Genomic DNA, 26,986 nt, shown 5'->3' with positions numbered 1-26,986 from the left:
GTATATATACTAAAAATTGCGGGCCTCGGACCCGATTTCCCATTTTCCTATCATTATTACGGTCCGTACAGTGAGGAGCTGGCCTCATCTGTTCGGGATGCTGTGCTTGATGATATTGTCCGTGAGGAAGAGGATGTCGCAAAATGGGGCGGGCGATATTCAATTTACTCTACAGATGAGCGTGGCGATTTAAATCCGCAATTTGAAGAGGTTGTTAGAACTGCATGTTCAACCGATCCAGTTACCTTGGAGCTTGCCGCGACTGCGGCTTTCCTAAAGCTGTCGGGTATTGAAAATTGGTGGGAAGAAACACAGCGTAGAAAGCCCCAGAAGGCGACGGAAGAGAGAGTGGCTTCCGCTAAGGCGCTTTGGAGCAAATTACGACTTGTAGAAACGCCAGARGCTCTGCCCGCGCTTTAACCTACCGCCCCACCCACCGCTCCGCCGCCACATCACTATCGTCCGGCCGCGTGTTGAACGCGATCCGCGCCCCCGGCGCCCCGCGGTGCACGGCGTTCAGCACCACCTCGAACAGCCCCAGGCTCGGCGGCGGGTTCCTGATGCCGGCCCCGATCACCACCACGTCGTAGGGCGCGCCGGACAGCTGGGCCTCGACCTCGGCTTCGGCGACGACGGGGTCGGGCTGGACCTGGAGCATGTCGACGTGGTGGCCCTTGGTCTCCAAGGCGGCCTCGGCGCGGGCCAGGCCGGCCAGGACCTTCTCGGCGGTCATGCCCGGCGGCAGGGCCGGGCTGGTGTAGTCGACGGTGTTGACGTCCTGGCCCAGGATCAGGATGCGCGTCTGGCGGCTCATGGCTTTGCTCCCGTGAAGGGCCGAGCTTGAGCGCGGCCGGCGGCGGCCGCAAGCCGCCTTACCGGCTCATCAGCGACCGCAGCGCCGCCTGCTCCGCCGGCTTCAGCCCCCGCTCGAAGTGGCGCAGGCACGCGTCGTCGACGCTGGCGAAGCGGGGGATGGCGCGGGCGCGCAGGCTCTGATCGACCGGGGCCAGGCGGAGCAGCAGCGGGCCGAGGTCGCGGGTGTCGCGGAGCAACTGAGCTTCGCGGCCGCTGGGGAAGGCGACGTCGTAGTTGAGGCTGTGCTCACCTTCGCGGGCGTCGTCACGCTTGGCGTTGACGCAGCCGATCCCGACCGCGGTGGCCGCGCCCCAGGACCAGTGCTCGCGCGGCTTGCCGTCGTGCAGCCAGGCCGCGCCGAACGGGGTGGCGACGCTGAGCTCGGGCTTGGTGACCAGGGCCTCCAGGGCCAGGCCGCTGGCGACCAGGGCCGCCGCCAGACCGACCATCCCCCAGCGCCCGCGCCGCGACAGGGCGAGCCGCTGGCTGCGGACGCCGAACGCGCCCGGGATCAGCAGCAGCGGCGGGAGGGCGACCAGGAGCAGCGTCCACAGCTCGCCGGCCGCCGGCTCACGCCACCAGACCAGCACGTCCGGGATGGTGCGCAGGATGGCCTGGTCGCGGCGGGCCAGCAGGTCCTGGATCAGGGTGTGGCCCAGGACTCCGACCAGGGTGAGGCCGAACGCCAGCAGCATGCCGACCAGCTTGGTGGTCAGGCTCTGCTCGGGCGTCGCCTCGGGGCCTTGGGTCATGCGGGGGTCCAGCGAGGGAGGGGCTAGCGTTTGGCTAACGCGGGGCGCGGGAAGAGGGAAGGGGGAGGACGCCCCCTCCGGCCCTCCGGGCCACCTCCCCCGCTTCGCAGGGGGAGGAGGAAGCCCCTCCTCACCCGTGAAACGGGGGAGGTGGCGCGGCGCGAATACGCGCCGTGACGGAGGGGGCGTCTTTTGGCCCGTCTAGCGCCGCTTCTTGCGGAACTCTTCCGCCTTTTCCTGGCGGATCTCGGCGCGCAGGCGCTTGGGGGCGGACTTGTCGACCGTGTCGCCGGTGGCGGCCAGGACCTCGTTGGCGAACTCCAGGTCCATCAGCTTCATGCGCTTGATCTCGTCGCGCAGGCGGGCGGCGGTCTCGAACTCGAGGTTGGCGGCGGCCTCGCGCATCTTGGCCTCCAGGTCCTTGAGCGCGGCCTTGAAGTTGTCGCCATTGAACGGGCGGTCGTCGGTCTCGGACAGGCCCATCGGCACCAGCACGCGGTCGCCGCGCTCGTAGGGGCTGTTGAGGATGTCCTTGATGTCGCGCTTGACGCTCTCGGGCGTGATGCCGTGTTCGAGGTTGTAGGCGTGCTGCTTCTCGCGGCGGCGGGCGGTCTCGGCCATGGCCCGCTCCATGCTGCCGGTGATCCGGTCGGCATAGAGGATGACCTTGCCGTCGATGTTCCGCGCCGCCCGGCCGATGGTCTGGATTAGCGAGGTCTCCGAGCGCAGGAAGCCYTCCTTGTCGGCGTCSAGGATGGCCACGAAGCCGCACTCGGGGATGTCCAGGCCCTCGCGCAGCAGGTTGATGCCGACCAGCACGTCGATATTGCCCAGCCGCAGCTCGCGGATGATCTCGATGCGCTCCAGGGTGTCGACGTCCGAGTGCATGTAGCGGACGCGGATGCCCTGTTCGGTCAGATATTCGGTCAGGTCCTCGGCCATCTTCTTGGTCAGGACGGTGACCAGGGTGCGGTAGCCCTTCTTGATGGTCTGGCGGATCTCGTCGACCACGTCGTCGACCTGGGAGGCGTTGTCCTTGCTGACCGGGCGCACCTCGACCGGCGGGTCGATCAGGCCGGTGGGGCGGATGACCTGCTCGGCGAACACGCCGCCGGCCCGCTCGATCTCCCAGCCGGCCGGGGTGGCGCTGACGTGCACCGTCTGCGGCCGCATGGCGTCCCACTCCTCGAACTTGAGGGGGCGGTTATCCAGGGCCGAAGGCAGGCGGAAGCCATACTCGGCCAGGGTCCATTTGCGGTTGCGGTCGCCCTTGTACATGGCCCCGATCTGCGGAACCGTCTGGTGGCTCTCGTCGGTGAACAGCAGGGCGTTGTCGGGGATGTATTCGAAGAAGGTCGGCGGCGGCTCGCCCGGCCGGCGGCCCGACAGGTAGCGGCTGTAGTTCTCGATGCCGGCGCACGAGCCGGTGGTCTCGATCATCTCCAGGTCGAAGGTGGTGCGCTGCTCCAGGCGCTGGGCCTCCAGCAGCTTGCCGTTCTCGATCATCCAGGCCAGCCGCTCCTTCAGCTCGGCGCGGATGGCGATGATCGCCTGGCGCAGGGTCGGGCGCGGGGTGACGTGGTGGCTGTTGGCGTAGACCTTGATGGTCTCCAGCTCGGACGTCTTCTTGCCGGTCAGGGTGTCGAACTCGGAGATCGCCTCGACCTCGTCGCCGAACATGGTCACGCGCCAGGCGCGGTCCTCGTAGTGGGCGGGGAAGATCTCGATGGTGTCGCCCCGGCGGCGGAAGGTGCCGCGCTCGAAGGCCATCTCGTTGCGCTTGTACTGCTGGGCCACCAGGTCGGCGATCAGCTGCTTCTCGTCGACCTTGTCCCCGACCGTCAGGGTGAAGGTCATGGCGGTATAGGTCTCGACCGAGCCGATGCCGTAGATGCAGCTGACCGAGGCCACGACGATGACGTCGTCGCGCTCCAGGATCGCCCGGGTGGCCGAGTGGCGCATCCGGTCGATCTGCTCGTTGATGGAGCTGTCCTTCTCGATATAGGTGTCGGTGCGCGGGACGTAGGCTTCCGGCTGGTAGTAGTCGTAGTAGCTGACGAAGTACTCGACCGCGTTCTCCGGGAAGAACGACTTCATCTCGCTGTAGAGCTGGGCGGCCAGGGTCTTGTTCGGGGCCAGGATCAGGGCCGGGCGCTGGGTCTCGGCGATGACCTGGGCCATGGTGAAGGTCTTGCCCGAGCCGGTGACGCCCAGCAGCACCTGGTCCTGGTCGCCGTTCTCCAGGCCCCCGACCAGTTCCCGGATCGCCGTCGGCTGGTCGCCGGCGGGCTGGTACTCGGAGACCAGCTTGAACTTCTTGCCGCCCTCGGACTTCGGCGGCCGCGACGGCCGGTGCGGGGTCCAGAGCGTGGCCATGACGCCGGCCGCGACGTCGCCGACGGCGCCGCCGAGGGTATCCCCATGGTTGTCCATGACGAAGGGCGTGGAGACGTCCGAGACGCCCCCAAGGGGGCTGGTATCCGGGGTGCGAGGCATGGCCCCAAGTTAGGTGCGCGCGCGGCTCTCGGCTAGGGGGCCTGCTGACGGCGAGTGGCAGCAGTGTGGCGGGAGGGGGCGGCTTCGGAAGGCTCGCGCGGGATCCCAGGCCTCCGACCGGCCGCCCGAGTCCACGGCTCAAGTGCCTAGGATAATCATAGGCACTTGATGCTATGAAAATCATAGGTATTGTCGAGGGGCGCGGAACGGCTCCGCGACACGGAGGTCACAATGCCCGGACACGCCACTCTGAACGTCGCCGCGATCGCGGAACGCTATGCCGATGCCTGGAAGGCCCGCGACCCGGACGCCATCCTCGCGCTGCACGCGGACGACTCGACCTTCCAGGCCCACGGCCGCACCGGCGAGGTGCGCGGGCGCGCGGCCTTGCACGCCGAGTTCTCGGAGGTCTTCCAGCGCTATCCCGATTTCGGCGTGGAGACCCATCGCCTCCTGCTCGGCGACCGTCACTGGACCCTCGACTGGACGCTCACGTTCCAGCGGACCGGCGAGGCGCGTCGTGGCTTCCGCGCCCTCGACGTCGTCGAAATCGACGCCAACGGACAGGTGACGCGCAAGGACACCTTCTTTGACTACGCGCAGGTCAAGGCGGCCCTGGGGCTCACGGCATGAGCGCCGTTTCGCCGCCCGCGCTGCTGTTCGATCAGCCGCGCCTCGACGCTCTTCCGGTCGCTTATCTCTGCGACATGGCGGTGGATCTGGAAGCGCCTCTTCCCATCCCGACGTCGCGCGGCACGCTCGTGCCCATGGTCGGCAAAGGCGGACGCCTCGAGGGCCCGCGACTAAGCGGGCGGCTGTTGCCGGGCAGCGTCGACTGGGTGTTGATCGGCGACGATGGCCTGGGGCGACTGGACATCCGCGCGACGATCGTCACCGACGATGGCGCGCTGATCTATTTTGAATCCAGGGGGGTGTCGAAGCTGCCGCCTGACGGCCGTCAGCGTCTGGCGGCCGGCGAGCGCCTGTCGTTCGCCGAGACCTATATCCGCACGACCCCCAAGCTGGAGACAGCGGACGCGCGGTATTCGTGGCTGAACGAGGCCGTTCTGGTCGGCTACAACGAACTATCCGCGGGCCACGTCGATTTCCGCATCTATCACGTTCTCTGATCCGCTCCGCGCCGCGTCAGGGCGTGGCGCGGCCCGTTCGGTCTGAGCTCTCGTCGACTTGCCGCCACCAACGCCTATGATTATCATACGAGATATGGAGGCATCCGCCCGATGACGTCAGAGCCGGCGGAGTTCGACCGCACACTCTGTCCGGTGGCGCGCGCCCAGATGATCGTGGGCGACCGCTGCACGGTGATCATCCTGCGCGAGCTGTTCATGGGCAACCATCGCTTCGAGCAGATCCAGGCCCAAGCCGACGTTACGCCCCAGATGCTGGCGGCCCGGCTCAAGAAGCTGCAGGCCGACGGTTTGGTGGAGCGTCGCGCCTACAGCACACGGCCCGTACGGTACGAGTACGTCCTCACGCCGATGGGGCTGGCGTTCCACCCGGTTCTGCTGGCGTTGCGGGCCTGGGGCGAAACCTGGTTCAAGGATGAGGATGAAGCGGTGGCGATCCGCTACCGACATCATCCGTGCGGCGAAGATCCTGGCCTAGGCCCCACCTGCCAGAGCTGCGGGCAGGTGATGCGTCGCGAGGACCTCACCGCCGCCTTCGACGAAGCCTACGCCGCGGAACGCGACAAGCGATGGGCGAGCTTCAAGGCGGGGTGATCCTGCGGTCCCTTCCGGTCATGTAAGGCGACGGTTCGTCCTGCTCAGTCCTTCACCTGGTTCGCGCAACTCTGGCCGTGGCCCCAGAACGTCCCCTTGCTGCGCTCCAGGACGTTCTGGTCGCGGCGGGACAGGGCGCCGAGGAAGTCGAGGCCGGTCTCGACCTCCAGCTGGCTGATCGGCACGATGAAGTGGTCCGACGGCGTCTTCGTATAGGCCTTGTTGTCGAGGCGGAAGCCGACGGCGCGGCCGGCGCGGACGTCGTACAGCACCTTGAAATAGGCCGCCGGCGACAGGATCTTGAACGGGCCGGGGCCGATCCAGGTGGCGCTTGAGCCGTAGATCGGGCCGGTCATGACGATGATGTCGTCGTGGCCGCCGCACAGCACCGCCGCCCGGATGTCCTCCTCCAGGAACCGCCATTGGGCGCGGTTGAAGCCGGCGCCGACCTGGGGCGACATGTTCGACATGAAGAAGCTGTCGTCGGTCTGGGGCTGGCTGAACTTGAAGTCCGCCGCCGGGGCCTGGTGGCCGCGGTCGCGTGGATTGGCGGGGTCGGTATAGTCCTTCTTGGCCGGGCTGCCGGGGACCAGCGGGTCGGGACGGAAGTTGTCCTTGCGACTGGCCTTGCCGGTCAGGGCGGCCGGGGTCAGGCGCTCGATCACCCAGTCGGGATTGCGGGTCTGGCCATTGAACGACAGGGCGTAGCCGTCATGGCAGGCCAGCGTCTGCTTCAGGGCGATGTCGTCGCCGCGATGGCGTGGCAGGCCGACGACCGAGAAGCGCGCCAGGCACGCGGACGACGGGGGGGCGGGCGGCGCAGCGGCCGTCTCGCGCGGCGTCGCCGCGAAGATGGCGGCCAGGGCGGCCGCGCCCAGGAGCGAGCGGATCATGGCGGAGCCTCCAGCGGGCTGGCTACTTGCTGTTCGAGATGCCCTTGGAAATCACGAAGCTGCCGCCGCTGATGCCGATCAGGCCCAGCACGGTCGGCGGCACCTCGACGAAGGCCCCGGCCTCGATCGATAGCAGCAGGAACAGTCCCGCCACGACGAAGGTGAACAGCAGGAACTGGAAGCGCGACAGGCTGGCCTTGGACGGGATGCCCTCGGCGGCCTGCTGGACGGCGGCGGCTAGGGCCGCGCCCACGGGCGGATTGGGACCGGCGGTGAGGCCGGCGGCCAGGGCCTTGACCGTCTCGGAGCCCAGCGGCTCGGCGATCAGGCCGTCCAGGGCGCCGGGCTTGGAGATCAGCCGCCAGACCACCACGGCCGCGAAGCCGAGGATGATCACGATGATGGCGATGCCGACGATATAGGCCAGGAGGGCCCAGGGCGTGGTGGGCATGGTGTCGTCCTTCCTCTGAAGCTCAGGATTTCGGCTTGCGGCCGGACTTGGGTCGGCGCGGCTTGGTTTCGGCGCTGTCGTGGGAACCGGCGGTCCGGCGCGGATGGCGTTCGTAGAGCTTGCCGCCCATGTGCACGCCCAGGCTGGCGGCGACGATGGACAGGGTCTCGGGCTTGATGTCGGGCAGGCGCGCGGCGCCTTCAGCAACAGCCTGCAGGCCCGCGGTGAGGTAGTAGCCGGCGAAGCCGATCGTCACGCCCAGCGCCTGCAGTCGGGCCGGCGAGACGCCGCCGCCGCGCGGCTCGGCGACCAGGTCGCGCAGCTTGCCGCTGACCAGGCCGCGATAGGTCACGAACGCCAGCAGCACGGCCAGCCAGATCAGYAGGCCGTACTCTCCCCACTGCGAGACCTGTTTCAGAGGCAAGGCCATTCTGAACCCCGGCGCTGGCGAAGGCGCGCGCGATGTCGACGCGACGCCATGAGACGATTGCGGACGCGGACTCTTACGACTGGAAAGGCTACCGGTGCGCGGCGGCGGACGGGCCGTTGTTGGCCATCGTCATCTGGAAGCGACGCCCCCGCGCCTCACGAAGGTCGCGCGAATACTCCGACCTGTCAACGCAGAGCTGTATGACGGACGTCTGTTTTGAGTAGGCTTTAGCGCTCCTCCCCCGCGATGCGGGGGAGGTGGCCCGGAGGGCCGGAGGGGGCAAGCTCGGCTAAGGCCGCATTAGCCCCCTCAGTCGCTCCGCGACAGCTCCCCCGCATCGCGGGGGAGCAGACTCCTGGATCTACGCCCTCTTCTTCGCCCGCGCGGGCTTGGCGGCGTTCAGGGCCACGGCCTCGCGGATCAGGGCCTTGAAGGCGGCCTCGTCGATGGGCTCGCCCGGCCGGAAGTCGATGGCCCGGCGGACATTGCCGTCCAGGCTGGAGTTGAACAGGCCCTTGGGATCGGCAACCGCCGCCCCCTTGGCGAAGGTGGTCTTGACGTAGGCCTTGTAGACCTCGCCGGTGCAGATCAGGCCGTCGTGCGACCACACCGGCTTGCCCCACTTCCATTCCTCGACCACGTCGGGATCGGCTTCGTGGATCAGGGCGCGCAGGCGGGCGAGGGTCTGGCCGCGCCAGTCGCCCAGCGCCGCGATGGCGTCGTCGATCAGGTCCGAGACCGGGACGCCCTCGGGCGCGGGCTGCATCTTGCTCATGTCGTCTTCCCCTTAGGCGTTGACGCGACGGCCACCGCGCCACTTCCGGGCGTAGGGCAGCACGAACATGTACAGCCCCGTGACCAGCAGCAGGATCAGCGGGATCAGCGCGAAAAGGCCAACCCAGAAGGGCGGCTGGCCCTGGGTCATGACAGCGATGTAGCCGAGCACGCCCAGGGTGAAGGCGATCGACAGCCAGCGGTGGATCTGGCGGATGGTGTTGCTCATGGCGGTCTCCTTTCGAGGCCGGAATAAGGGTCAGTCGGCCTTGGCCAGCAGCTGGTCCAGGTTGTCCAGGAAGGTCTTCCAGCCGGCGTGGGCGCCGCCGAAGGCCTGCTTCTGGTCGGGGCGGAAGCCGGCCTGCTCCATGCGCAGATGCGTGCCCGAGGCGGTCGGCGTCAGGGTGAAGGTCACCACGCTGGTCAGGTCGTAGGCGGGATCCTCGTGCTTGAAGTTCCAGGTGTAGGACAGGGTCTTGTGCGGCTCGATGGCCAGGACCTCGCAGTCCAGCACGCCGCCCCATTCGCCGCGCAGATTGAAGCGGTGGCCGACCTGGGGCTTGAAGTCGTTCTTCATCAGCCATTCTTCCATCAGGTGGGGCTGGGTCAGGGCGCGCCAGAGCTTCTCGGGCGCGTGGGCGATCTCGCGTTCGACGACGACGGAACGGGTGGCGGTCGCGGTGTCGGTCATTGGTCCATCCTCTTGAGCAAGTCCTCGAGCGCGTCGAACCGGCCTTCCCAGAAGCCGGCCATCTGGCTCGTCCAATCGATCAGCGGGGCCAGGGCGCCCAGCTGGGCGCTGTAGTGGGTCTGGCGGCCTTCGTGGCGATCGCGCACCAGCCCGGCCTGTTTCAGGACGCCCAGATGCTTCGATACCGCCGGCTGCGAGACCCCGGCCTGGGCCGTCAGGGCCCCGACCGTCTGCTCGCCCTGGCGGCACAGGCGCTCGAACAGGGCCCGACGGGTGGGATCCGCCAGAGTCCGGAACAGCACGTCGTGGGCGTTTTCCATGTGAAATCCATAACCCCGTGGCTATGGGTTGTTTCATAACTCTGGGGTTATGGGTGAGTCAAGCGGGGTTTTAGCGCCGCAGCGCCTCGCCCAGCTCGTTCATGGCCTTGGCGATCTCGCGGGGCGTCAACTCCTCGTATCCCGAGGTCATGCCCATCCAGAGCACCGGGCCGTCGGGCGACTGGGCCAGCATCGTCACGGTCGGCCGGCCTTTCCAGATGATCAGACGGGCGCTCAGCCGCACCGCGTCGGACGGCGGATGAGCGGCCTCGCCACGAAACACCCGCGCGCCGCGGATCTTGCGGGCGTTGGCCACCAGGACCTCGCTGGCGGCGCTGGCCTGGGGCTGGAAGCGCGGCTCGCCGGTGGCGTTCTCGACCTCGGTGACGAACAGCGGCGTGACGGGCGGGTGAAAGGTCCGCAGGGCCGACCACGCCGCCAGGCCGACGATCAGCAGGACCAGCAGTAGCCCGATCGCCCGGGGCAGGCGCGGCCGCTCAGCCGGGATCGCGATCGCTTCAGCCTCGACGGCCTCGGGCAGCAGCCGGTAGCCGCGCTTGGCGTGGGTGACGATGCAGCGCGGGTCGCGGGCGTCGTCGCCCAGCGCCTGGCGCAGGTCGCGGATCACCACCGGCACGCTGTTGGCGCTGATCGCGCGGCCGCCCCAGACCTCGCGGACGATCTCGTCCTGCGAGACGATCTCGCCGCGCCGGCGGCACAGCAGCTCCAGCGTCCGCGCGGCCCGGTGCTCCAGCCCCCGGCGCGTCTCGCCGCGCCGCAGCTCGTTGGCGTCCGGCGAGAACAGCCAGTCGCCGATCTGGTAGGCGCCGATCCGGTAGGCACGTGTGTCGGTGTCCAAGTCGCGGTCTCCGCCCTTCAAGGACTCAGGTCTCGGGGACTTAGAAGGTAGCGGTCCCGTCCGCCATGCGGGCAAGATCGGCTTTAGAACAAATTGAGGTTTTCCTTAGTCGATTTCCACCGGAGCTTGAGCCTCCTGATCCCGTTCGGCGAGCGTTTCGCCGCATCGGGAGTGGACATTGATGAGCGTCGCGTCGCTGCTGCGAAAAACCAACGATCTTGATCTGGGCAAGGGGATCCTGGGGATCTCGACGATCTGTTTCGGGATCGCCTGCTTCCTGCAGGGAGACTTCACGAGCTTCTGGCAGCCGGCGCCGGCGTGGCTTCCGTTCCGGCCGGTGCTGGCCTTCGCCTCGTCCAGCCTGCTGGTGCTGTCGGGCGCGGGCCTGTTCTTCACGCGGACCCTGCGGATCGCGGCGATCGTCCAGACCGTGCTGTTCAGCGTCTATGCCGCCATGTGGCTGTCGAGCCTGATCGCCGCGCCCGACAAGCTGGGCGGCTATCTGGGCCTGGCCGAGCAGCTGGGTATCGCCGTGGCGGCCGCCACGCTCTGGGCGCGGTCCTCGCCGGCCATGGCGGCGCGCGGCGCGCTGGGACCGGACGTGGCGCGGATCGCCTATGGCTGCTGCTCGATCGTGTTCGGCTTCGCCCACGTGGTCGGCATGAGGGGCACGATGAAGCTGATCCCCGATTGGATGCCCGGCGACGCCATGTTCTGGGCGCTCTCGACGGGCGTCGGGCACCTGGCCGTCGGCGTGGCCCTGATCTCCCACCGCCTGGCCATTCCGGCCACCCGGATCGGCGGCCTGATGTACCTCTGTTTCGCGCTCCTCGCCTGGATGCCGGGGGCGATCACCCATCCGCAGCAATGGCTGCGCTGGGCGGGCGCGGCCATCTCGCTGGTGCTGATGGGCGCGCTCTGGCTGATCGGCGACTATCTGTGGAGCGAGCCGGAGGGCGAGGGTCCGGTCGTCTAGACCAGATGTGATTGAACCGCCCTTAGCTCGTCATCCCGGCCGCAGCGAAGCGGAGAGCCGGGACCCAGGGGCAACCGCACTGGGCTTGGCCCCTGGGTCCCGGACAGCCTCTGCGAGGCTTCCGGGATGACACGGGTTTAGAGCGTTTGAGGTCCTTGGACCCTCAATGCGCCGCGCGGCCGGCCAGGGCGTGGTCGATCACGGCGCGGACCTTCGGCGACAGCTGGCGGGTGGCCGGATAGAGGGCGTAGAGCTCGCGGTCCTCGACCTTCCAGTCGCCGAAGGTCAGCTCGACCAAGTCCGGGAAGCGGCTGGCCAGGCCGCGCGGCAGATAGGCGACGCCCAGGCCTTGGCTGGCGGCCAGGGCGCCCATCGACAGGTCGTCGACCGAGGCCCCGATGGTGCGTGGAGCGGCCGCATAGGTTTCGCCGCTCGCATGCACGAACCGCCAGTTCAGGATCGGCGGGGTGACGACGACGGGCAGGCGGGCCAGGCGCCGGGGATGGTCCAGGCTGGCCGCCTCGGGGCGCCGCTCCAGGAAGCTCCGGCTGGCGCAGATCAGATAGGGCGAGGTCCACAGCTTGCGCGCCACATGGCGGCCCTCGGGCAGCGGGGCCAGCTGGAAGGCGACGTCGATCCCTTCCTCGATCAGGTCCGGCGCGCCATTGGTCAGACGCAGGTCCAGCACCAGGTCCGGATGCTGGGCGGCGAATTCCAGCAGGTGTGGGGCGAAGGTCTCGTTGCAGACATGATAGGGCGCGGTGACGGTCAGCTTGCCCGACAGTCGCTTGTCGCAGACGTCCAGGCCACGCGCGGCCGCTTCCAGCTCGTCCATGGCCGCCGCCGCCCGGTCGACGAAGGCGCGGCCGTCCTCGGTCAGGGCCACGGCACGGGTGGTGCGGCGCAGGAGCTGGGTCTTGTAGCGCGCCTCCAGGGCCGCGACCCGGCGGCTGACCGAGCTGGTCGGCAGGCCCAGGGCCTTGGCGGCGGCGACGAAGCTGCCCTCGCGCGCCACCTTCAGGAAGATCGCCACGTCGTCATAGCCCAGCATGGCCTCGGATCCCGGTTCAAAGCTCCGATCGCAGATCGGCGCCGGGACGCGGCCGCGCAAGGCCGGCGATTGTCCCGGATACGGAAAACAGAGCTCCCGGTGGCACGATTGTCCCGTTGGGCGGTGGTCCGCATCTGAGGCTCCAGCTCGCGGCATTCGCGGGCGACAAAGGAGTTCAGGCCATGAAGGCGCTCGTTCAGGACCGCATCGGTTCGCCTCTCGACGTCGTGGAGCTGCGGGAGGTCCCCCAGCCCGAACCGGGTCCGGGCGAGGCCCTGGTGCGGATGGTCGCCGCCGGGATCCATCCGGGCGACTTCTTCTTCACGCAAGCCCAGTACCCCGAGGCCAAGCGGCCCAGCCTGCCGGGGCAGATCGTCGGCAATCACGGAGTGGGGCGGGTGGTCTCGAACGGCGGTCGCGCCGATCTCGAACCGGGCCAGCTGGTGGCGTTCAGCGCCACGCGGCTATGGGCCGAATATGTGACGGTCGATCCGGCCTATCTGGTCCCGCTGCCCGACGCCTATCCGGTCGAGCGCGCCGCCCAGCTGATGCCGGCGATCACCGCCCGCGACCTCTTGGACGCCAGCGAGGTCCAGGCCGGCCAGTGGCTGGCGGTGACGGCGGGTCACTCGCTGGTCTCCACCCTGCTGATCCAGATGGCCCGGCGGCGCGGCGTGCGGGTCGTGGCGATCGTCCGCAAGACGGTCGAGGGTCGTGACCTGACAGCTCTGGGCGCGGAAGCGGTGGTCGAGCTGTCCGTGCTGGAAGTCCCTCTGGCCGAAGCGGTGCGCGAGGCGATCGGCGGCGCCAATCTTTCCGGCGTGGTCGACGCGATCGGCGGGGCGGTGCTGACCCAGTTGCTGGAGGCCCTGGGCTTCCTGGGCCGCGCCGTGATCGTCGGGGCCTACGACCTCGCGTCGTTCCAGACCAACGCCCTGAAGGTGCTGATGGAGGGCCAGGTGATCCGCGCCTACATCTACCGCTACTTCTTCGACGCCCCGCCGGCGGCGGACGCGGCCTGGCTGAGAAGCGTGCTGGACGAACTGGCCGATCCGGCCACCGAGGTGCTGATCGCGGGGCGGCGGCGGATCGAGGACTTCCGCGCGGCGCTGGAGGAGACGGCGCGAGCGCCGGAGAGGGGCAAGCAGGTGCTCAGCTTCGAATAACCTAACGTCGTGTCATCCCGGGCGAAGCGCAGCGAAGACCCGGGACCCAGGGGCGGCGCGCACGGCGCTCCTTCACCCCCTGGGTCCCGGACAGCCTCTGCGAGGCTTCCGGGATGACACGGGTTGGATGGCTACAGCATCTCCAGCGTCAGCGGATCCGCCCGCCCGCCAAAATACTTGTCCAGCGCGCGCTGAAACGCCGGCTCCTCCGGATCCGCCGCCTGGAACAGCGTCAGGCTGGAGTGCAGCTTCAGGTCGTCGGGCGAGCCGAACACCGCGTGGGCGTCGCGGCCGGGCAGGGCGTTGATCGCCTCGACGGCCTCGATCAGGCGCGGCCCCAGCACCGGATGGGCCAGGTAGGCGCGGGCCTCGGCCAGATCGGAGATGGCGTAGAACCGGGCCGTGGGGCTGCGGCCCAGCCCCGCGATCTGCGGAAACACGAACCACATCCAGTGGCCGGTCTTCTGGCCCCGCCGCAGCTCGGCCAGCACGCCGTCGTAAACGCTGGCCTGGGCCTCGACGAAGCGGCTCAGGGGATCTGGGGCGCGGGGAGCGGCCTGACCCATCTCAATAGTTCCCCAGGCTCAGAATGTTGCCGTCTGGATCCTTGAACCACACGACCCGCATCTCGCCCGCCACGTGGACGTCGCCGTCGTGGGTCATGCCGGGCAGGTCGTAGCGCTCGAACACGACGCCCTTGGCCTTCAGCGCCGCGACCGTCTCGTCGAAGGCCTCGCCCAACGCCCAGGTCAAGACCGTGGCCTTGTTGGTCCCGGCGAATTCCGACTCATAGACCAGCACCACCGACTGGCCCGCCCTGAAGGCTTGCACCGACGGCTCGTCGCCCGGCAGCGGCGCAAGGCCCAGGATCTCGGCGTAGAACGGCCGCGCGACCTTCAGGGCCTTCACCGCCACGGTGGCCTGGGCGTCTTTGTTTCCCAGCATCGAAACCTCCGTCTCGTTCGCGAAAAGAAGCCGCGAAGCCGAACGGCGTTCCGCCTGTTGACTCCCGATCTTACTGTGTGACATACAGTGTACGTCACACACCATGTGATGCACACTATGTGGCGCACACCCAATGCCAACCGATACGGACATCTTTGAATCGCTCCGCCAGGAGCTGCGGCGGGGGACCCTGATCCTCGCCGTCCTCGCCCAACTGCGGGAGGAGCGCTACGGCTACAGCCTGCGCCAGGCCCTGAGCGGCGTGGGCGTGGAGATCGACGAAGGCGCCCTCTACCCGATGCTGCGCCGGCTGGAGGCCCAAGGCCTGTTGGCCAGCGAATGGCGCGAGGAAGACAAGCGCAAGAAGCGTTTCTATCAGCTGTCGGAAGAGGGCCGGGCCGTGTTGGCCCGCCTCGCCGGCGAATGGCGCGCGATCAACGCCGCCCTCGAGCCGCTGCTGTAAGCGCGGCCCCCTCACTTCCAAGGAACCAAGACCATGAGCGATCTGATCGATCGTTATCTGGGCGCCGTCGCCGCCCTGCTGCCCAAGGCCCAGCGCCAGGACATCATCGCCGAGCTGCGCGACCTGATCATGAACCGCGTCGAGGAGAAGGAAGCCCAGCTGGGCCGGCCCCTCGACAAGCGCGAGATGGAGGCCCTGCTGCGCGAGATCGGCCATCCGATCGCCGTCGCCGGCCGCTACGGGCCGGGGCGCGCCCTGATCGGCCCCGAGCTCTATCCGTTCTGGCTGTTCGGGGTGAAGGTGATGCTGGTCATCGCCGCCGCCGCCGCGATCATCCCGGCCGGCGTGCTGCTGGTCTCGGGGCAGGGGAGCACCCATACGATCAACGGCGTGATCTCCGACTTCATCCCGACCGCGCTCAGCCTGGTCGGCTGCGCCACCCTGATCGCCGCCGCGATCGAGCGCGGCTGGATCAAGACGGGCGACTTCGGCCAGTGGAAGGTCAGCGACCTGCCGCATATCCCCAAGACCCGGCCGCTGTTCTCCAAGACCCGCTTCGAGGGGCTGTTCGAACTGGTCGCCGTCGCCTTCTTCATCGCCTGGTGGACGGGCATGATGCCCTTCCCGATGGGCGGCATCGCCTACGACGGCGACCAGGTCGGCGTGGTGCTGAGCCCGGCCCTGAAGGCGCTCTATTGGCCGGTCCTGGGCCTGGCCGTCGTGCAGGCGATCTCGTCCCTGTTCGTCGTGCTCAAGCCGGCCTGGGTGCGGCCCCGGGCGGGAACCGAGCTGATCGGCGCCGTGGGCGGCCTGGCCGTGGTGGCGGTCCTGTGGCCGGCCCAGCCGATCCTGACCTTCGCGCTGCCCAACGGAGGCGACGTGGCCAGGCTGCAGGAGGTCGTCGACCTGACCTTCAAGGTGATCATGGCCGTGTCCGCCGGCATCTGCCTGACGAAGCTGTTCGTCGACGGCTGGCGGCTGGTGCGGGGGCGGTAATTCCCAAAAGCCTGCCTGCTATCAAGGGAGCCCCCTCGCGGGCTCCCTTTTTCCTGCCTTCCTAGGTCTTGAACTTACCGCAACCGACAGAGTTTCCTCTACCGCGCCTTCTTCATCCTCAAGGTGCTTGCTGATCGTGAACGAACCTTAAGTATCGCGCCAAAGCCGCTCGCGCCTAGACTGATCAAATGACCACACGGCGTGATTTCTCCCTTCTGCTAGCCGGCAGCCTGGCGGCTCCGGCGGCTCCGGCGGCGCTGGCGGCGGCCCCGGTCCCCGCACTCCGCGGCGCGGAGGCTCGTCGATTGCAGAAGTACGCCGAGACGACCCACCCGCGCGGTTGGGAAGCCGCCGCGGATCCGGCGTGGCGGTCGGGTTGGGACAGGCTCGCGGCCGAAGCGGATGGCCTGACGACGGAGGCCTGGGTCATGGGCCTCATGGCTCGGTTGGCTTGGTTCCGCGACGGCCACACGACCATCTACCCGTTTATGGTCAAGCTCCCGGGCTTCGACCTTGACCTGCCGATCACAGCCAGCCCCTTCTTCGACGGCCTCTACGTCACCGCCGCCAAGGCGGAGGGCGCGGCGTTGCTGGGTGGCCGGATCGTGCGGGTCGACGGGGTCGCCGTCGAGCAGGTCCTGCGCGCCTTCGCAGCCGTATGGCCTGCCAACAACGCCGCCGGGGCCTATCACCACGCGGGCCTCGCCCTGAAGCCTGCGATCCTGCGAGGGGCGCGACTGGCCGGGCCGGCAGCCGCGTCGGCGCCGGTCACCGTCGAAGCGGAGGTCGAGGGGGCAGTCGTCAAGGTCGCGCTGACGCCGCGTCCGGATGGCGGCAACGCGCTGGTCGCACTGTCACGCAAGCTCTGGCCGGTCGAGACCTGGCGGCCGGGCGCCCAGGCCAACTTCGTCCATGCGGACGGCAAGGTGCTGGTCATCGCCTTCGATCGCCTGAGCGACAAGCGCGCCTCGATCTTGGCTTTCGTGCGCGACGCTTTCGCGGCGATGGAAACCCCCGAGATCGAACGTGTCGTGCTGGACCTGCGCCGTAACGACGGCGGCAACAACCTCATGGGCGAGGGCCTGAGGTGGCGCCTCGAGCGGTCCCGGTTCAACCGGCCCGGCGGCCTTTACGTGCTCACCAGCGGCAAGACCTTTTCCGCGGCCCAGAACCTGACCTCGCGGATTGAGCGGGAGACCTGGGCGGTCTTCGTGGGCGAACCCAGCGGCGGCGCGCCTAACCACTACGGCGATGCCGCGCCGTTCCAGGCCGACGGGTTTCCGGCGTATGTCTCGACCCTCCCCTGGTTCGACTCCGATCCCTTGGACAAGCGCATCTGGACCATGCCCGACGTCCTGGTCCCGCGCAGATTCGCGGACTGGGCGGCCGGCCGGGATGCGGCGATGGAGGCCGCATTCGCCCATGTCGACAACCGTACGCTTGATGACCTGAGCGAAGCGCGCACCCTGTATTCCGGCCGCCCCAGCCAGAAGACTGAGTGGAAGCCATTCTGGATATGAACCTCAGGCCCTTGTGGTTCGCCGAAAGGTCGTTCTCGATTTCATCGAAATCCTTCTGGAGAAGGATGCGCGCCGCCGTCGTGGGCGCTCGCCCAGTGACGCCGAGTGAACGGAAGCATGGGTCCTAGGCACGAGGCCGGGGAAGGCAGGATTTAATTGTGAGGCTGGTCAGGGACGGATCTCGCCCCGGGGTTTTGGACGCGTCCCGCCACCGCCCGCCGGACCCCTCCCAACCCTCATGGTTAAGGGCTGGCGTTAAGGTTTATGTCGTCGTCGAGTAACGATGCGGACTCTTTCAGCTTCCGCCAGGAACGGTTGAGCAAAGGCCTGGCAAGGCTTTCGCGAGGGCAAAAAAACGACGATCGCTGTTGTCGAGCTTTTCGCGCGGATTCAAGGCGTTAACAATTTAACTGTGCGGCCGTTGAGCGCAGAGGCCATGTTGCAGCGCAGCAAGTGCTTGCGAGTCGGTCACGGATACGTCATAAGCCGGGACAAGCGGGATCTTGGCCACGTCGTGATACGGCCGATCCTCCGCTTCGAAGGGCTCCCCGCCAGTGCTTTTACCGGGGATTTCGAGGCGTATTTTGTCGGGGGGCGGTACGCCCTCGCCGCGCAGGACACGAGTTTTGTATATCAAGTCGCAGACGCGCGCGGATGCGCGCGGGCTGGTCGGCGCCGTATTGGTCGGATCCATCACGGGTCTGGCCCTGGGCGGCGTTTACCTTTTGGGTGGCCTGGCGCAATCGGCCTCCACCCATGCCCGCGTCGCTCGCTTGGCCGACGGCGCCTCGGGGAGTTTCTCCGACGCCGCCATGGTCAGCGCGGCTACGCGTATGGACCCCGGCGCCCTCGCCGTGGCCAAGCGTCATGACCCCTATCTGTTCGCCGCCTTGGACCAGCGCGACCGCCAGTCGCAAATGCTGGCCGCCCGCCTCGAAGGCGCCGGCGCGGCGAACCTGCTTCCCGGACAGAGCGGCCGCAGCGGTCCGCTGATGCTCCGGGCCAGCTTCGGTTCTGGATTCAACGTCGGCGGAGCCGGCCCGTTCCAAGGTGGCCCGTTCCAACTGGGCAATGCGCTGGAGAGCTCGCGCGAGCTCGAATGCCTGGCCGACGCGGTCTATTACGAAGCCCGCGGCGAGACCCCCAGCGGCCAGGCGGCCGTGGCCCAGGTGGTTCTGAACCGCGTGCGCCACCCGGCCTTTCCGAAGTCGATCTGCGGCGTCGTTTTCCAAGGCGCCTATCACCGCACCGGCTGCCAGTTCAGCTTCGCCTGCGACGGCTCGATGCGCCGCGCCCGCGACCTCGGCGCCTGGGCCCGGGCCCGCAAGGTCGCCTCGCGCACCCTGGCCGGCACGATGTCCAGCGAGGTCGGCTCGGCCACGCACTTCCACACGATCAACGTCTCGCCCGGCTGGGGTCCGCGCCTGCTGCGCGTCGCCCAGGTCGGCATGCACATCTTCTATCGCTTCGGCCGTCATGGCGGGGCTTCGAGCTTCACGCCGTCGCACCTGCCGACCGTCGATGACATCGCCCCGTCCGAGATCGCCAGCCTGACCGCCGACGGCAAGCCGCCGGTGGTCTACGCCGCCAGCGCGCTCGGCCGCCTCGAGCCCGCGTCCCAAATGGGCATGACCTCGCCCGGCATGGGCGGTCCGGTCGGCCCGGTGACGGAACCGGCCTCGGCTCCGATCGCCACGGCCGCCAAGACGCCTTCGCAAGCGACCGACAAGCCGGCCGCCGCCAAGGCGATCCCGGTGTCGTCCGACCGCCAGCCGCTGGAAGGTCTCAAGACGACAGTAGGGGCCGGGAGCGGAGCTGCTTCCTGACGACGCCCGGCATGTGACTGGCGGCGAAGCGCATTTGTTTCGCCCGCTTGCCCACGAAATAGTGCAGCGCCTTGCCGTGCGCCGCCTCCCAGACCACCTGGGCGGCGTCCTCGACCGGATAGACCTCGAGCCCGGCCGTGCGCAGGGCGTCGGCCATGTGCTCGTTCGTGCCTGAGGCGCCGGCGTTCAGGATCGGCGTCTCGATGAACCACGGCATCACGCAGGCGACGCTGACCCCGTGCCGGGCGTATTCGACGTCCAGCGCCTCGGAGAGGCCGCGCACCGCGAACTTGGTGGCCGAATAGACCGCCAGCTTCGGCGAACCGTACAGCCCCGCGCACGAGGCGATGTTGACCAGCCGCCCGCCGGCGCTTTTCAGCAGCGGCAGCCCGGCGCGCGCGCCGTTGATCACGCCCTTGATGTTGATGTCGATCTGGATGTCGCAGTCGGCGTCCGACAGGTCCTCCAGCACCCCGAACCGAGCGACGCCGGCGTTGTTCAGCAGCAGGTCCGCCTTGCCGCCGGTGTGCTGGCCAAAGTCGCCCAGCGCGTTGGCCCAGGCCTCGCGGTCGCGGACGTCCAGCGCGTGGACCGAGCCGTTGGCGGCCCCGATCGCCGCGTGCGCGGCCTTCAGGCCTGCCTTGTCGATGTCGGAGAGGCCGACGAACCAGCCCGCGCCGGCGAACCGCTTGGCGCAGGCCAGGCCGATGCCGCTGGCGGCGCCGGTGATGAAGATGGATTTGCGACCTTCGGCGGCCATGACGTCCCCTCCCATATCATTGTTATCAATGATCAGAGGCCCGGGAGCGGGAGGGGTCAAGGTCCTTAGATCCTCCCTCGCGCCGCGGGGGAGGTGGCCCGAAGGGCCGGAGTGGGCAAGCTGGACGCATGCCGCATTGGCCCCCTCAGTCGCTTCGCGACAGCTCCCCCGCATCGCGGGGGAGCATCTTCACTCGCGACCTTAGTCCGTCTGGTCGTCGATTTCGGCGGTCGGGCCGTTCTTGATGATCGACTCGATGGCGTTCTTGGCCGAGGCCTTCGACGAATAGCCCTCCGTCGAGAAGATGGTCTCGCCGTTGTAGGCGAAGTTGACGCGGAACTCGCCCGCCTTGTCTTTCTTGATCACGAACTTATGGGCCATCGGAACTCTCCTTGAAACATGAAGGTGATCGGCCCCACCCGATGGAGAGAAGCGTCGCCTTCCCGACAGCGTCCTGTCAACCGCGGCCTTGTCACGTGAGGGCGTGCGCGCCGATGATCGGCCCTCCCGCCGCCGCGAGTCCCCCAAGAATCCCATGACCCAGGAACATCTCGACCAGCTCTCCCGCGACCTGCTCGGGCGGCCCTATGACGCGCTGACCGACGTGCAGAAGCGGGTCATCGACCGGATCCTGACCCAGGAACCGTCCGAGGAGCCGGACGCAGAAGAAGAGAACACCTTTTGGACCCGCCTGGCCGACCGGGTGGCGGCGGTCGGCGGCTCGTGGGCCTTCATCGGCGGTTTCGGCCTGGCTCTGGTGCTGTGGATGGGGACCAACCTGGCGCTAAGGCCCTTCAATCTGGCCTTCGACCCCTATCCCTTCATCTTCCTGAACCTGCTGCTCTCGACCCTTGCGGCGATCCAGGCCCCCGTGATCATGATGAGCCAGAACCGCCAGGCCAAGAAAGATCGGCTGACCGCCGAGCACGACTACGCGGTCAACCTGCGCGCCGAGCTGGAGATCATGCGGGTGATCGACAAGCTGGACGCCCTGCGCAGCGACGAGCTGATGGTCCTGTGCCGCGAGCACGCCACCCGGCTGTCGGACCTGCAGGACGAGGTGGCGCGGCTGCGGGCGCAGCGGGGCTAAAGCTTCAGCCCCAGCCTCGGTCCCGCCCAGACCATCGCCGCGTACAGGGCCATGGTCAGGACGCAGCCGGCGACCAGGGCGGCCCAGAACGGCGCGCCGCGCTTCAGCATCGCCGGGATCAGCAGGAACATCGGCAGCGAGGGTAGCACGAACCAGAAGGTGCCGCTGGCGTGGGCGGCCATGCGGGCCGGGTCGTGGGTGTCGCGCCACAGCCAGATCATGCCCAGCACCGAGACCAGCGGCAGCGACGCCACCAGCCCGCCCAGGCCCGGATAGCGCTTGGAAATCTCCGACACGGCGGCGACGATGACGCCCGAGACGGCGGCCTTGACGACGAGATAGAGCATGCGGCCAGCCTGGACCGATCCGGCGTCCGGGCCAAGCCGGGCGGCGACGTTCGGCGCGCATTGAGCTGGCGCCGCCGCGTGCCTAGATAAGGGACCGGCCAGGCGGGATGCCGGGCGGGAGGGCTTCCCATGCGGATCGCGGTGCTGACGTTCGACGGCTTCAACGAACTGGATTCGTTCGTGGCGGCGGCGATCCTCAATCGCCTGAAAGGCCGAGGCTGGAAAGCCTACATCACCGCGCCGACCGAAACGGTGACCTCGATGAACGGTGTGACCGTCCAGCGCCAGCAACCGCTGGAATTCGCCGCCGAGGCGGACGCGGTGATCATCGGCAGCGGGATCAGGACACGGGAGGTGGCGGCCGACGCCGATTTGCTGGCCCGCATCCGGCTCGATCCGGCGCGCCAGCTGATCGCCGCCCAGTGCTCGGGCACGCTGGTGCTGGCCAAGCTGGGCCTGGTCGGCGACCTGCCGGCCTGCACGGACGTGACCACCAAGCCCTGGGTGATCGAGGCCGGGGTCCAGGTGCTGGACACGCCGTTCGTCGCCCACGGCAATGTGGCGACGGCCGGCGGTTGCCTGGCCTCGCAATATCTGGCCGCGTGGATCATCGCCCGCGGCGCGGGCCTGGCCGAGGCCGAGGCGGCGATCGACTATGTCGCGCCAGTCGGCGAGAAGGCCGCCTATGTAACCCGGGCGATGGCGGTGATCTCGCCCTTCCTGCCGGCCGAGGCTATCCAGGCGGCTTGAGCCTAGGAACAGGCGCGGGCGAGGCGGGTTAAGCCGGGACCCCACGCAGGAGCGTTCCGATGCCGACGATCAACGCCACGCCCGAGAAGTCCCTCGAGCAGCAAGCCGAAGAGGCCGCGACCAAGGCCAACCCCGACCTGAACGACCAGGGCGACATCGCCGCCGACGACGCCGGCGGCACGGCCGTCGGCCATCGGGTCGAGGAAGCCCTGGAGAAGACGCCGCGGGCGCCGGACTAGGTCGAGGCGCGAAAATACATCGTGTCATCCCGGCCGTAGCGCAGCGGAGAGCCGGGACCCAGGGCCGCCGCGTTGCGCTTGGCTCTGGGTCCCGGACAGCGCTGCGCGCTTCCGGGATGACACGGTTTTAGGGCGTTCAGTCCTACCGCCAGGTCCAGTAGCAGACCCGCTCGCGGTGATGGTGCCGCCACTCGCGGTGGCAGACCTTCACCTTGTGGGCGCGGTGGTGGCGACCGCGGTCGTACCGGACCCGGTCGTAGCCTCCGCGGTCATAGCGATCGTAGCGATCATGGCGGTCGTAACGGTCAGAGCGATCGTATCGCTCGTACCGGTCGTGGGCGCCGGCGACGGTGGGAACGCTGGCGACCATGGCGGCCGCCGCCAGGGCCGAAACTCCCAGCAGTTTCATGACGGACATGATGTCCTCCAAGGATCGATGTCCCTCGATCACGACCACGATCCGAGCGGATTGTTGCCGAACTATGTCCGAATTGTAGCTTCAGCCGGCCTTGGCGGCCCGCCGCAGGGCCTGGGGCGGCTGGCCGAACGCGCGGATGAAGGCGCGGCGCATCCGCTCGGCGTCGCCGAAGCCGGTTTCCAGGGCCACGTCCTCGACCTGCAGCGGCGCGCTGTCCAGCAGGGCGCGGGCGGCCTCGACGCGTAGCCGCTCGACCGCCTTGGCCGGGGTGACGCCGGTCTCCTGGGCGAACAGGCGGGCGAAGTTGCGCGGGCTCATGGCGGCGCGGTCGGCCAGTTGCTCGACGCTCAGCGCCTCGCCCAGGTTCTGCCGCGCCCAGGACAGCAGGGCGTCGAAGCGGCCGGGGCGCAGGTCGATCAGGGCCGAGAACTGCGACTGGCCGCCGGGCCGCTGGTGGTAGACCACCAGCTGCTGGGCCGTGCGGCGGGCCACGGCCTCGCCCTCGTCGGCGCCGATCAGGGCCAGGGCCAGGTCGATGCCGGCGGTGATCCCGGCCGAGCTCCACACCGCGCCGTCCTGGATCCAGATGCGGTCGGGCTCCAGGCGGATGCCCGGATAGCGGCGCTGGAAGTCCTGGGTCCGGCTCCAGTGGGTGGTGGCGCGCTTGCCGTCCAGCAGGCCCGCCTCGGCCAGGATGTAGGTCCCCGAACAGACCGAGGCCACGCGGCGGGCGTCGCGGCCGGCGGCGCGGACGAAGGCCAGGGTCTCGGCGCAGGTGGCCGGGACCTTCACCCCGTCGCCGCCCGAGACCAGCAGGGTGTCGAGTCTCGGCGCGTCGGCCAGGGCGGTCGTCTGGATCACCACGCCGGACGAGCTGGGCGTCAGGCCCCCGCGCAGCGACAGGAAGTGCAGGCTATAGGCCCCTGGCGCGAGGCGGCCGGCGATCTCGAACGCCGAGATGGGGCCGGTGGCGTCCAGCAGCTGGAAGCCCGGATAGACCAGGAAGCCGATCGGGCGAGGCATGGCGGGAACCGTGGCTGAAACCGTGGGATCTATGTCATTTCCGCCAGACGCTAGCTGAACCATGTTCTCCAAGTCAATCGCCACGGAGACTATCTCATGAGCCAGCCCCTACAGATCGTCATCGCCCTGTTTCCCGGCGTGACTCACCTGGACTTCACCGGCCCCCACCAGATCCTGTGCCGCCTGCCCGGCGCCAAGGTGACGGTGGCCAGTCTGCGCGGCGGCGAGATCGAGGCCGACGGCCTGGTCTTCGCCCATCTGCCCAAGTTCTCCGACATCGACCACTGCGACGTGCTGATCGTGCCGGGCGGCTTCGGTGTGACCGAGGCTATGGCCGACATCGACTTCATCGCCGAAATCCGCCGGCTGGCCGATGAGGCGAAATACGTCTGCTCGGTCTGCACCGGCTCGCTGGTGCTGGGCGCGGCGGGCTTGCTGAAGGGCAAGCGGGCGGCCTGTCACTGGGCCTGGCGCGACCAGCTGGCGCTGTTCGGCGCGATCCCCGACCCGTCGCGGGTGGCGCGAGACGGCCGCTACATTACCGGCGGCGGGGTGACCGCCGGCATCGACTTCGCCCTGACCATGGTCGCCGAACTGGCCGGCGACGACATGGCCCAGAGCATCCAGCTGGCGGTCGAGTACGCCCCGGCCCCGCCGTTCGACGCCGGCCGGCCCGAGACGGCGCCCGAGGCGGTGCTGCGACGGGTGTCGGCGCTGTACGGCAAAGGGATGGACGAGCGGGTCGAGGCGGCGAAGAAGGCGGCGGAGGTGATGTGAAGCTCCTCCCCCGCGTTGCGGGGGAGGTGGCCCGAAGGGCCGGAGGGGGCAAGCTCGGCTTAGGCCGCATTAGCCCCCTCAGTCGCTCCGCGACAGCTCCCCCGCAGCGCGGGGGAGCATCTTTCCGCCTCACCCCACCTTCACCCCCGTCATCGAGATCGCCGCGAACACGTCGTCGGTGAAGAAGCTCACGCTCTCCCCAGCCGTCTGCGCCCCAAGCACATAGAGCAGCGGCAGATAATGCTCGGCGCTGTTGATCGACGCCTCCGCGTCGGGACCCAGGCTCCGCCAGTCGATCAGCGGGTCGTGGTCGCCGGCCAGGATCAGGGCCTTGGCGGTCTCGTTGAAGCGGTCGGCCCACTCCGGCGCTTCGGGGCGGCGGAAGTCGGCGGCGCGCAGGTTGTGGACGATGTCGCCGCTGCCGATGATCAGCACGCCCTCGTCGCGCAGAGCGGCCAGGCGCTGGCCGGCCTCGTAGTGCCAGCGGTCCGGGCGCCCGCGATCGAGGCTGAGCTGCACCACCGGAACGTCGGCCTCGGGATACATGGGCCGCAGCACGCCCCAGGCGCCGTGGTCCAGGCCGCGGGTCGGATGCTGGACGACCGGATCGGGCGACAGCAGCGCGGCCACCCGCGCCGCCAGGGCCGGATCGCCCGGCGCGCGGTACTGGACGTCGAACAACGCCTGCGGAAAGCCGCCGAAGTCGTGGATGGTCTCGGGCGCGGTCGAGGCGCTCACGGCCGAGGCGCCGCGCGTCTCCCAGTGGGCGCTGATCATCAGCACCGCCTTCGGGCGCGGCAGCTCGAGGGCCAGTCGCGCCCAGTCGCGGCTCCAGGCGTTGTCCTCGATGGCGTTCATCGGCGAGCCGTGGCCAAGGAACAGGACGGGCATGCGGAACATGGCGAAACCTACGGGTGAGACCTATTAGAAACAGATATGGTTGCAGATAGTGGCCGCGACGCCATACCGCAAGACGATGCTCCGGTGACGGCTTTTCGGAGGGCGGCGGCTTTGGTATGCCGCCCGCCGTGACCGTCGCGCTTCCCCAGATTCCGCCGGGCGAGACTCCCGTCTCGGCCGGGCTGCTGGCCCCCTCCCAGGGCGCGCCTGCCTCGGAAGCCGTCGGCTTCCGTCCAGGCAAGGAGTCCGTGCGTGGCGGGGCCCTCGATTTCCTGCGCTTCCTCGCTTCGCTGCTGATCGTCGTCTACCACTATGGCGCCGAGAGCCCGATGCGGATCGAGCGCTTCGCCCAGGTGTTTTCGCGCGGGTTCCTGGCGACGGACTTCTTCCTGATGCTGTCGGGCTATGTGCTGGGCCGGGCCTATGGCGCCTCGACCCTGAACGGACATCTCAGCACGCCACGCTTCTGGGCCCGCCGCGCGGCGCGGATCTGGCCGGGGCATCTGATGGTGCTGGCCATGCTGGCCGGTCTCGTCTTCCTGCTGAACACGATCGGCACCGACGCCCACAAGCCCAGCCGCTTCGCCTGGGACCAGCTGGTGACCCAGGCCCTGCTGATTCATGCCTGGGGCTTTCCCAGCGACGGCTGGAACCTGCCCAGCTGGTCGCTGTCGGCCCTGATCGTCTGCTATGCCCTGTTCCCGACCTTCTGGCGGGCGGTCAGCAAGGTGCGCCACGCCTGGGTCCTGCCGATCGGCGCCGCCGTCATCCTGGGCGTGTTCGAGATCATCGCCCGCAAGGTCTTCCTGCACCCGCTGCCCGACCTGCAGTTCCAGTACGGCGTGGTCCGGGCCCTGCCGCTGTTTGTGCTGGGCGTCTGCCTGGCTCGGGCCGTCGACATGCGCTGGCCGTCGGAGAAGATGGCCAAGATCCTGCTGTGGAGCGGCGTTGGCCTGCTGGTCGTCACCCAACCGCTGGACCGCTACGCCCTGCCGGACCCGTCGCTGTTCGACGCCCCGTCGCTGCTGGCCATCGCCATGATCGTGCTGGGGGCCGGCCGGCTGCCGGTCAAGCGTCCGCGCGCCTGGATCGAGGAGGGCGCCAAACTGTCGTTCGCCCTGTTCATCACCCACATCTTCGTCGGGGTGATCTATTGGAGCGCCGTCCACAAGCTGATCGAGACCGTGCCGATCGGCATCGGCTGGCAGTGGCTGATGTGGCTGGCCGGCTTCCCGGTCGCCTACGGTGCGGCGTGGCTGTTCCACACCTATATCGACCAGCCGATCCAGGATCGCATCCAGCCGCTGTTGCGGAAGTAGTCGGGACGCCCCCTCCGTCTCACCGCGTCTTCGCGGCGATCCACCTCCCCCGTTTGCACGGGGGAGGATGAAACGCACCCCCTCCTCACCCGGGAAACGGGGGAGGTGGCGCGATGCGGATACGCATCGTGACGGAGGGGGCGTCAGGGGCTCGCAA

Annotated in this window: 34 protein-coding genes and 2 pseudogenes; 16 read left to right on the top strand and 20 right to left on the bottom strand. The window is 68.6% G+C overall.

The window, feature by feature from the left end; genetic code table 11:
* On the top strand, positions 1–420 hold a 420-nt coding region (locus AC1DSO_RS13870; protein WP_477069372.1), incomplete at its 5' end, for a hypothetical protein.
* 1 nt (position 421) lies between these two features.
* Here AC1DSO_RS13870 and AC1DSO_RS13865 read toward each other — a convergent pair.
* The 3 genes from AC1DSO_RS13865 to uvrB all read right to left on the bottom strand — a co-directional run bounded on the left by AC1DSO_RS13865 (position 422) and on the right by uvrB (position 4,103).
* Entirely contained in the window at positions 422–814 is a 393-nt protein-coding gene (locus AC1DSO_RS13865; protein WP_477069371.1) for a hypothetical protein, read from the bottom strand.
* Positions 815–872: 58 nt separating this feature from the next.
* On the bottom strand, positions 873–1,607 hold the full coding sequence (locus AC1DSO_RS13860) for a hypothetical protein (protein ID WP_477069370.1): 735 nt from the start codon (positions 1,605–1,607) through the stop codon (positions 873–875).
* 201 nt (positions 1,608–1,808) lie between these two features.
* The gene (gene uvrB, locus AC1DSO_RS13855; RefSeq protein WP_477069369.1) at positions 1,809–4,103 is read right to left on the bottom strand and encodes an excinuclease ABC subunit UvrB; all 2,295 of its coding nucleotides are present in this window, start codon (positions 4,101–4,103) and stop codon (positions 1,809–1,811) included.
* 231 nt (positions 4,104–4,334) lie between these two features.
* Between uvrB and AC1DSO_RS13850 the strand changes: the two genes are divergently transcribed.
* The 3 genes from AC1DSO_RS13850 to AC1DSO_RS13840 all read left to right on the top strand — a co-directional run bounded on the left by AC1DSO_RS13850 (position 4,335) and on the right by AC1DSO_RS13840 (position 5,845).
* Positions 4,335–4,736, top strand: coding sequence for a nuclear transport factor 2 family protein (locus AC1DSO_RS13850; RefSeq protein WP_477069368.1), 402 nt, complete (start codon positions 4,335–4,337; stop codon positions 4,734–4,736).
* The gene (locus AC1DSO_RS13845; protein ID WP_477069367.1) at positions 4,733–5,233 is read left to right on the top strand and encodes a DUF3237 domain-containing protein; all 501 of its coding nucleotides are present in this window, start codon (positions 4,733–4,735) and stop codon (positions 5,231–5,233) included. The genes AC1DSO_RS13850 and AC1DSO_RS13845 overlap by 4 nt, the downstream gene beginning before the upstream one ends.
* A 111-nt stretch (positions 5,234–5,344) precedes the next feature.
* Complete coding sequence (locus tag AC1DSO_RS13840; protein ID WP_477069366.1) at positions 5,345–5,845, top strand: winged helix-turn-helix transcriptional regulator; 501 nt, start codon at positions 5,345–5,347, stop codon at positions 5,843–5,845.
* A 44-nt stretch (positions 5,846–5,889) separates the two neighbouring features.
* Here the strand turns inward: AC1DSO_RS13840 and AC1DSO_RS13835 are convergent, their stop codons facing one another.
* From AC1DSO_RS13835 to AC1DSO_RS13800, 8 genes are all read right to left on the bottom strand, one after another.
* Complete coding sequence (locus AC1DSO_RS13835; protein WP_477069365.1) at positions 5,890–6,738, bottom strand: DNA/RNA non-specific endonuclease; 849 nt, start codon at positions 6,736–6,738, stop codon at positions 5,890–5,892.
* A 22-nt stretch (positions 6,739–6,760) separates the two neighbouring features.
* On the bottom strand, positions 6,761–7,189 hold the full coding sequence (locus AC1DSO_RS13830; protein WP_477069364.1) for a hypothetical protein: 429 nt from the start codon (positions 7,187–7,189) through the stop codon (positions 6,761–6,763).
* Positions 7,190–7,211: 22 nt separating this feature from the next.
* A complete protein-coding gene (locus AC1DSO_RS13825; RefSeq protein WP_477069363.1) occupies positions 7,212–7,619 on the bottom strand; it encodes a hypothetical protein in 408 nt (135 codons plus the stop codon).
* 361 nt (positions 7,620–7,980) lie between these two features.
* Positions 7,981–8,394 carry a DUF1801 domain-containing protein gene (locus AC1DSO_RS13820; RefSeq protein WP_477069362.1) on the bottom strand — a complete coding sequence of 138 codons (414 nt, stop codon included), beginning with the start codon at positions 8,392–8,394 and terminating at the stop codon, positions 7,981–7,983.
* 12 nt (positions 8,395–8,406) lie between these two features.
* Complete coding sequence (locus tag AC1DSO_RS13815) at positions 8,407–8,622, bottom strand: hypothetical protein (protein ID WP_477069361.1); 216 nt, start codon at positions 8,620–8,622, stop codon at positions 8,407–8,409.
* A gap of 30 nt (positions 8,623–8,652) precedes the next feature.
* Positions 8,653–9,084 (bottom strand): SRPBCC family protein, encoded by a 432-nt coding sequence (locus tag AC1DSO_RS13810; RefSeq protein ID WP_477069360.1) that lies wholly within the window; start codon positions 9,082–9,084, stop codon positions 8,653–8,655.
* The gene (locus tag AC1DSO_RS13805; RefSeq protein ID WP_477069359.1) at positions 9,081–9,404 is read right to left on the bottom strand and encodes an ArsR/SmtB family transcription factor; all 324 of its coding nucleotides are present in this window, start codon (positions 9,402–9,404) and stop codon (positions 9,081–9,083) included. The genes AC1DSO_RS13810 and AC1DSO_RS13805 overlap by 4 nt, the downstream gene beginning before the upstream one ends.
* Before the next feature lie 70 nt (positions 9,405–9,474).
* Complete coding sequence (locus AC1DSO_RS13800; protein WP_477069358.1) at positions 9,475–10,263, bottom strand: winged helix-turn-helix domain-containing protein; 789 nt, start codon at positions 10,261–10,263, stop codon at positions 9,475–9,477.
* A gap of 181 nt (positions 10,264–10,444) precedes the next feature.
* Between AC1DSO_RS13800 and AC1DSO_RS13795 the strand changes: the two genes are divergently transcribed.
* Together AC1DSO_RS13795 and AC1DSO_RS13790 are read left to right on the top strand one after the other, a co-directional pair.
* Positions 10,445–11,239, top strand: a complete 795-nt coding sequence (locus AC1DSO_RS13795) for a hypothetical protein (RefSeq protein WP_477069357.1) — start codon at positions 10,445–10,447, stop codon at positions 11,237–11,239.
* 7 nt (positions 11,240–11,246) lie between these two features.
* A pseudogene (locus AC1DSO_RS13790) lies at positions 11,247–11,373 on the top strand (hypothetical protein); the annotation flags it as partial.
* 29 nt (positions 11,374–11,402) lie between these two features.
* On the opposite strand, the gene AC1DSO_RS13785 reads toward AC1DSO_RS13790, so the two are convergent.
* Positions 11,403–12,290: a LysR family transcriptional regulator gene (locus tag AC1DSO_RS13785; RefSeq protein WP_477069356.1), complete on the bottom strand. Its 888-nt coding sequence runs from the start codon at positions 12,288–12,290 to the stop codon at positions 11,403–11,405.
* A gap of 182 nt (positions 12,291–12,472) precedes the next feature.
* Between AC1DSO_RS13785 and AC1DSO_RS13780 the strand changes: the two genes are divergently transcribed.
* A complete protein-coding gene (locus AC1DSO_RS13780; RefSeq protein WP_477069355.1) occupies positions 12,473–13,456 on the top strand; it encodes a quinone oxidoreductase family protein in 984 nt (327 codons plus the stop codon).
* 131 nt (positions 13,457–13,587) lie between these two features.
* On the opposite strand, the gene AC1DSO_RS13775 is transcribed toward AC1DSO_RS13780, so the two are convergent.
* A complete protein-coding gene (locus AC1DSO_RS13775) occupies positions 13,588–14,022 on the bottom strand; it encodes a DUF1810 domain-containing protein (RefSeq protein WP_477069354.1) in 435 nt (144 codons plus the stop codon).
* A 1-nt stretch (position 14,023) separates the two neighbouring features.
* On the bottom strand, positions 14,024–14,401 hold the full coding sequence (locus AC1DSO_RS13770; protein ID WP_477069353.1) for a VOC family protein: 378 nt from the start codon (positions 14,399–14,401) through the stop codon (positions 14,024–14,026).
* 133 nt (positions 14,402–14,534) lie between these two features.
* Between AC1DSO_RS13770 and AC1DSO_RS13765 the strand changes: the two genes are divergently transcribed.
* The 4 genes from AC1DSO_RS13765 (at position 14,535) to AC1DSO_RS13750 (ending at position 19,206) form a co-directional block, all read left to right on the top strand.
* Positions 14,535–14,864: a PadR family transcriptional regulator gene (locus AC1DSO_RS13765; protein WP_056047493.1), complete on the top strand. Its 330-nt coding sequence runs from the start codon at positions 14,535–14,537 to the stop codon at positions 14,862–14,864.
* Between the two features lie 33 nt (positions 14,865–14,897).
* Complete coding sequence (locus tag AC1DSO_RS13760; protein ID WP_477069352.1) at positions 14,898–15,860, top strand: HAAS signaling domain-containing protein; 963 nt, start codon at positions 14,898–14,900, stop codon at positions 15,858–15,860.
* Between the two features lie 305 nt (positions 15,861–16,165).
* Positions 16,166–17,380, top strand: coding sequence for a S41 family peptidase (locus AC1DSO_RS13755; protein ID WP_477069351.1), 1,215 nt, complete (start codon positions 16,166–16,168; stop codon positions 17,378–17,380).
* A gap of 626 nt (positions 17,381–18,006) precedes the next feature.
* Positions 18,007–19,206 carry a cell wall hydrolase gene (locus tag AC1DSO_RS13750; protein ID WP_477069350.1) on the top strand — a complete coding sequence of 400 codons (1,200 nt, stop codon included), beginning with the start codon at positions 18,007–18,009 and terminating at the stop codon, positions 19,204–19,206.
* Here AC1DSO_RS13750 and AC1DSO_RS13745 read toward each other — a convergent pair.
* Positions 19,166–19,995: pseudogene (locus AC1DSO_RS13745) on the bottom strand (SDR family oxidoreductase). The gene AC1DSO_RS13750 and the pseudogene AC1DSO_RS13745 overlap by 41 nt on opposite strands.
* Before the next feature lie 172 nt (positions 19,996–20,167).
* Positions 20,168–20,347 carry a YegP family protein gene (locus AC1DSO_RS13740; protein WP_047407703.1) on the bottom strand — a complete coding sequence of 60 codons (180 nt, stop codon included), beginning with the start codon at positions 20,345–20,347 and terminating at the stop codon, positions 20,168–20,170.
* A gap of 154 nt (positions 20,348–20,501) precedes the next feature.
* Here AC1DSO_RS13740 and AC1DSO_RS13735 point away from each other — a divergent pair, with 154 nt between their 5' ends.
* Positions 20,502–21,056, top strand: coding sequence for a DUF1003 domain-containing protein (locus AC1DSO_RS13735; protein ID WP_477069349.1), 555 nt, complete (start codon positions 20,502–20,504; stop codon positions 21,054–21,056).
* Here the strand turns inward: AC1DSO_RS13735 and AC1DSO_RS13730 are convergent.
* Entirely contained in the window at positions 21,053–21,403 is a 351-nt protein-coding gene (locus tag AC1DSO_RS13730; RefSeq protein WP_477069348.1) for a DUF3147 family protein, read from the bottom strand. The genes AC1DSO_RS13735 and AC1DSO_RS13730 overlap by 4 nt on opposite strands.
* Before the next feature lie 129 nt (positions 21,404–21,532).
* Here AC1DSO_RS13730 and AC1DSO_RS13725 point away from each other — a divergent pair, with 129 nt between their 5' ends.
* Both AC1DSO_RS13725 and AC1DSO_RS13720 read left to right on the top strand, forming a co-directional pair.
* Positions 21,533–22,153, top strand: a complete 621-nt coding sequence (locus AC1DSO_RS13725; protein ID WP_477069347.1) for a DJ-1/PfpI family protein — start codon at positions 21,533–21,535, stop codon at positions 22,151–22,153.
* Positions 22,154–22,212: 59 nt separating this feature from the next.
* Positions 22,213–22,392: a hypothetical protein gene (locus AC1DSO_RS13720; RefSeq protein WP_477069346.1), complete on the top strand. Its 180-nt coding sequence runs from the start codon at positions 22,213–22,215 to the stop codon at positions 22,390–22,392.
* Between the two features lie 142 nt (positions 22,393–22,534).
* On the opposite strand, the gene AC1DSO_RS13715 is transcribed toward AC1DSO_RS13720, so the two are convergent.
* Both AC1DSO_RS13715 and AC1DSO_RS13710 read right to left on the bottom strand, forming a co-directional pair.
* Positions 22,535–22,810: a hypothetical protein gene (locus AC1DSO_RS13715; RefSeq protein ID WP_477069345.1), complete on the bottom strand. Its 276-nt coding sequence runs from the start codon at positions 22,808–22,810 to the stop codon at positions 22,535–22,537.
* Between the two features lie 81 nt (positions 22,811–22,891).
* Positions 22,892–23,833 (bottom strand): GlxA family transcriptional regulator, encoded by a 942-nt coding sequence (locus tag AC1DSO_RS13710; protein ID WP_477069344.1) that lies wholly within the window; start codon positions 23,831–23,833, stop codon positions 22,892–22,894.
* Between the two features lie 96 nt (positions 23,834–23,929).
* Here AC1DSO_RS13710 and AC1DSO_RS13705 point away from each other — a divergent pair, with 96 nt between their 5' ends.
* Positions 23,930–24,610, top strand: a complete 681-nt coding sequence (locus tag AC1DSO_RS13705; protein WP_477069343.1) for a DJ-1/PfpI family protein — start codon at positions 23,930–23,932, stop codon at positions 24,608–24,610.
* 129 nt (positions 24,611–24,739) lie between these two features.
* Here the strand turns inward: AC1DSO_RS13705 and ygiD are convergent, their stop codons facing one another.
* Positions 24,740–25,510 carry a 4,5-DOPA-extradiol-dioxygenase gene (gene ygiD / locus AC1DSO_RS13700; protein ID WP_477069342.1) on the bottom strand — a complete coding sequence of 257 codons (771 nt, stop codon included), beginning with the start codon at positions 25,508–25,510 and terminating at the stop codon, positions 24,740–24,742.
* 128 nt (positions 25,511–25,638) lie between these two features.
* Between ygiD and AC1DSO_RS13695 the strand changes: the two genes are divergently transcribed.
* A complete protein-coding gene (locus AC1DSO_RS13695; RefSeq protein WP_477069373.1) occupies positions 25,639–26,829 on the top strand; it encodes an acyltransferase family protein in 1,191 nt (396 codons plus the stop codon).
* Positions 26,830–26,986 lie beyond the last annotated feature (157 nt).

This window comes from Caulobacter sp. P4_E5, from assembly GCF_056401555.1.
Note: the sequence above shows the minus strand (reverse complement) of the source record. Positions and strands in the feature narration are given on the sequence as shown.